Below are 3,914 nucleotides of genomic sequence, written 5' to 3'. Positions count from 1 at the left end.
GCGCGCGGGGGGCCGGCGGGTCCGTCTTGTGGTGTCGGTGCGCGCGGTCTTGGGGGGTGTGGTGGTGTGGGGTGCCGTCCCAGACCCGCCCCCCCCCCCCCCCCCCCCCGTCCGGCGTGCTCGCCGCCGTCCGACCGCGCTCGCCACCGCCCGCGCCGCTACCGTCCGCGCCGCTACCTCCCGGAGACGACGTCCGCGACGCGGGCGATCGGCGAGGTGGCGGCCCGTCCGCCCGCCTCCTGGCGGTCCGCCGCGCGGTAGGCCGCGTACATCGCGTGCACCCCGATCCAGCGCAGCGGCTCGGGCTCCCAGCGGCGCACGGTGTGGCCCACCCAGGGCAGCCCGGTCAGCCCGGTGTCCCGCCCGAGGACCAGGTCGCGCAGCGTCCGGCCCGCCAGGTTCGTCGTGGTCACCCCGCTGCCGACGTACCCGCCCGCCCAGCCGAGACCACTCGCACGGTCCAGCTCCACCGTGGCGCACCAGTCCCGGGGCACACCGAGCACGCCCGCCCAGGCGTGGTCGATCCGGGCACTCGCGGCCGCCGGGAAGAAGCGGTTCAGGATCTGCCGGAGCTGGCGCACGGTCTCCACCTGGGTGCCGCCGTCCGCGTCCGTCCGCGAGCCGAACCGGTACGGCACACCCCGGCCGCCCAGCGCGATCCGGTCGTCCGCGGTGCGCTGCGCGTACATGTAGGCGTGCGCGAAGTCGCCCAGCACCTCGCGGCCCTGCCAGCCCGCGTCCGCCCAGAAGGCGGGCGGCAGCGGCTCGGTGGCGATCATCGCCGAGTTCATCGGCAGCCAGGTCCGCCGCTCGCCGCGCAGGCCGGCCGTGAAGCCCTCGGTCGCGCGCAGCACGTACTCGGCGGTCACCGTGCCCTGCGGCGTCACCGCGCGCGGCCGGGCGTACGCGGTGCCCGGCAGGATCGCCGTCACCGCCGTCCCCTCGTGCACCGCCACCCCGAGGTCCCGCACCACCCGCGCCAACCCGCGTACCAGCGCGGCCGGTTGGATCCGCGCACCGTACGGCGTCCAGGTGCCGCCGAGGGCGCCCGCGACGGCGATCCGGTCGGCGGCCTCCTTCGCGCCCAGCAGCTCGACGCGACCCTCTCCGTACCCCCGCTCGGCGGCGGCGAAAGCCTTGAGCCGCTCCAACTGGGCTCTGTTCCTGGCGACTTCGAGCACCCCGCCGCGCACGATGTGCGCGTCGATCCGCTCGGCGGCGGCAACGTCCACAACCTCCCCGACCGCCTCGTCCATCGCCCGCTGCATCGCCGCCGCCGCACCCGGGCCGTACCGCTTCGCGAACGCGCCCCGGCCCGCGAAACCGTTGTACAGCCACCCGCCGTTGCGCCCCGAGGCGCCGTAGCCGCAGAACCGGCGCTCCAGCACCGCGATCCGCAGCGACGGATCCGCCTTCTTCAGGTAGTACGCCGTCCACAGCCCGGTGTACCCGCCGCCGACGATGCACACGTCCACATCCGCGCTCCCGGGCAACGCCGGCCCCGGCTCCGGCAGCCCACTCGCCGCGTACCAGAACGACACCTCGCCGTTGACCGCCACCAGAACCTCCCACACCCGTCGCCGACCTGCCCGGACGCTACGCCGCACCGGTCACGCCGGAACACCCCCACACTGCCAAGATCCCCCCGCCCGGCCAGCCACCCTGTCAGACCGCCAACAGCTCCAGCACCCGCGTCCAACTGCACACCCCCGACGTGAACTCCGCGACCCGCACCCCCATCCTCCGCAGCCTCGCCAAGCTCGCGTCGCCCGACAACTGGACGGCCTGGGCGATCTTCTGGGCACGCACCGGGACTACGGCCCGGTGCGTGAGTACCTGGCACGATTCGACGAAGCGAGCAGAATCCGGCTCCTGCTACTCGCCGACATCATCCCGTCACCTCGGGGAGGTTCATCGTGAGGCCCGCACCCACCGACACCGAAGCCTGGAACGCCTACCTCTCCGAGGGCAACGCCAGGCAGGCCCGCAAGCGCGCCTCGGCCGACGTCATCCTGCGAGACGTGAGCGGCCGTCTCCTGACCGTCAACCCGACCTACAAGGACGGCTGGGACCTGCCGGGCGGCATGGCCGAGGCCAACGAACCCCCTGACCAGGCAGCCGTGCGGGAGCTGCGCGAGGAGTTGGGCCTCGACATCACCGTCGGCGCCCTTCTCGTCGTGGACTGGGTGGCACCGCACGGGCCCTGGGACGACCAGATCGCGTTCATCTTCGACGCCGGAACCCTCGCCCCCGCCCTTGCCGCCAACGTCCGCCCCCATGACGACGAACTCTCCGAAGCGCTCTTCCTCCCAGCGCCCGAGGTGGCCGCCCGGCTGCGGGCACGCCAACGCACCCGCCTCCAGGCCGCACTCCGAGCTCTCTCTGACGGCCACACACGCTATCTGCGGGACGGGGCAGAGCCATGGCGACTCTGACCAGCCGTCGGTAAGTCCCACCGTCACACACCAACAGCCGGACCGCAGTTCGTACCCCGCAGGTCGTAGACCGTCAGGACCATCGCTCCGACCCCCGCTCCTCCTGCGCGCGGACGACCGTCGCCGGTGCCGCGTGGTGCCCTGGTGGTCCCGGGCGCGCCGGCCCGGCGAGAGGAGACGCTCCGTGAACCCGTCCACGCCGTACAGGATTCGACCATTCAGGCTCAGCGCAGCTGCCGCCGCAGGCGTCCTGCTGTTCGGCGTGGCCGCCGCGCCGGCAGCCCAGGCGGCGGGCCCCCGAGCCGACGTCGTCCAGCAGCGGCTCGACGCGCTGGTCCGGCAGGATGGTGTGCCCGGCGCGCTGGCCACCGTGCGGGACCGGAACGGGCACACCCGCACCTACACGGCCGGGGTGGGCGATCTGGCCACCGGCGCGGCGGTGCCCGTGGACGGGCAGGTCCGGGCGGGCAGCAACACCAAGTCCTTCACGGCCGTCGTCGTCCTGCAGCTCGTCGCCGAGGGCAAGGTCGATCTGGAGGCCTCCCTCGACACCTACCTGCCGGGCCTCGTGCGCGGCACCGGCGCAGGTGGCGAGATCGACGGGCGGAAGATCACCGTCCGTCAGATCCTCCAGCACACCAGCGGCCTGCCCGACTACACCCACTTCCTGCCCGACCAGAGCCTCTCCCAGTACCACGAGCCCCGCGATCTGCTCGACCTCGCGCTCGCCCAGAAGCCCGACTTCGAGCCCGGCAAGGGCTGGAAGTACTGCAACACCGGTTACCTGATCGCCGGCCTGATCATCCAGAAGGTCACCGGGCGGCCCGCCGGCGAGGAGATCACCCGGCGGGTCATCGACCGCATCGGCCTGCGCCACACGTACTTCCCCACCCAGGGCGACATGACGGTGCACGAGCGCCACCCGCACGGCTACGTCACCGAGGAGCCCGGTGACCAGCCGCTGGACGTCACCGAGCAGGACATGTCCTGGGCCTGGACGGCCGGCGCCCTGGTCTCCACGAACAGCGACCTCAACCGCTTCTTCCGTGCCCTGCTCGGCGGCGAGTTGCTGGCCCCGGCCCAGCTCGCCCAGATGCAGATCACCGTCCCCGCCGAGTACATGGGCCCCGGCGGCCGGTACGGGCTGGGGCTCGCCAGCCGCCCGCTGTCCTGCGGCGGTGTGTACTGGGGCCACGGCGGCACGCTCCCGGGCTACGCGACCCGCGGTGGTGTCACCGAGGACGGTCGCGCCGCCGACATCGCCGTCACCACCCTGCCCTCTGCCGATGTCAAGCAGCGCGTCGCCGACGCCGTCGACGCCGCGCTCTGCCGCTGAGGCGGTCAGGCACTCACACGCGAGAGCGGACCCCGGGCGAGGGGGGGGGCGCCCCCCCCCCCCCCGGGCGGGGGGCGCGGGCCCCCCCCCGCCCCCCCCCCGCCGGGATGCCGCGGGGGGGGGCCCGTTTTAGCAGCGGGATC

4 protein-coding genes are annotated in these 3,914 nt (G+C 74.0%); 2 read left to right on the top strand and 2 right to left on the bottom strand.

All coding sequences use genetic code 11. The features are described from left to right. Positions 1-173: 173 nt before the first annotated feature. Complete coding sequence (locus ACFV6D_RS16870; protein ID WP_380560394.1) at positions 174-1,562, bottom strand: NAD(P)/FAD-dependent oxidoreductase; 1,389 nt, start codon at positions 1,560-1,562, stop codon at positions 174-176. Positions 1,563-1,665: 103 nt separating this feature from the next. Further along, the gene (locus tag ACFV6D_RS16865; RefSeq protein ID WP_380560340.1) at positions 1,666-1,809 is read right to left on the bottom strand and encodes a hypothetical protein; all 144 of its coding nucleotides are present in this window, start codon (positions 1,807-1,809) and stop codon (positions 1,666-1,668) included. Between the two features lie 107 nt (positions 1,810-1,916). Between ACFV6D_RS16865 and ACFV6D_RS16860 the strand changes: the two genes are divergently transcribed. Together ACFV6D_RS16860 and ACFV6D_RS16855 are read left to right on the top strand one after the other, a co-directional pair. After that, positions 1,917-2,435: an NUDIX domain-containing protein gene (locus tag ACFV6D_RS16860; RefSeq protein WP_380560338.1), complete on the top strand. Its 519-nt coding sequence runs from the start codon at positions 1,917-1,919 to the stop codon at positions 2,433-2,435. 184 nt (positions 2,436-2,619) lie between these two features. Further along, positions 2,620-3,771, top strand: a complete 1,152-nt coding sequence (locus ACFV6D_RS16855) for a serine hydrolase domain-containing protein (RefSeq protein ID WP_380560336.1) — start codon at positions 2,620-2,622, stop codon at positions 3,769-3,771. The last annotated feature ends 143 nt before the right edge of the window (positions 3,772-3,914 follow it).

The sequence above is a fragment of the Kitasatospora sp. NPDC059812 genome (genome assembly GCF_042732075.1).
In the GTDB taxonomy this organism is placed as follows: domain Bacteria; phylum Actinomycetota; class Actinomycetes; order Streptomycetales; family Streptomycetaceae; genus Kitasatospora.
Note: the sequence above shows the minus strand (reverse complement) of the source record. Positions and strands in the feature narration are given on the sequence as shown.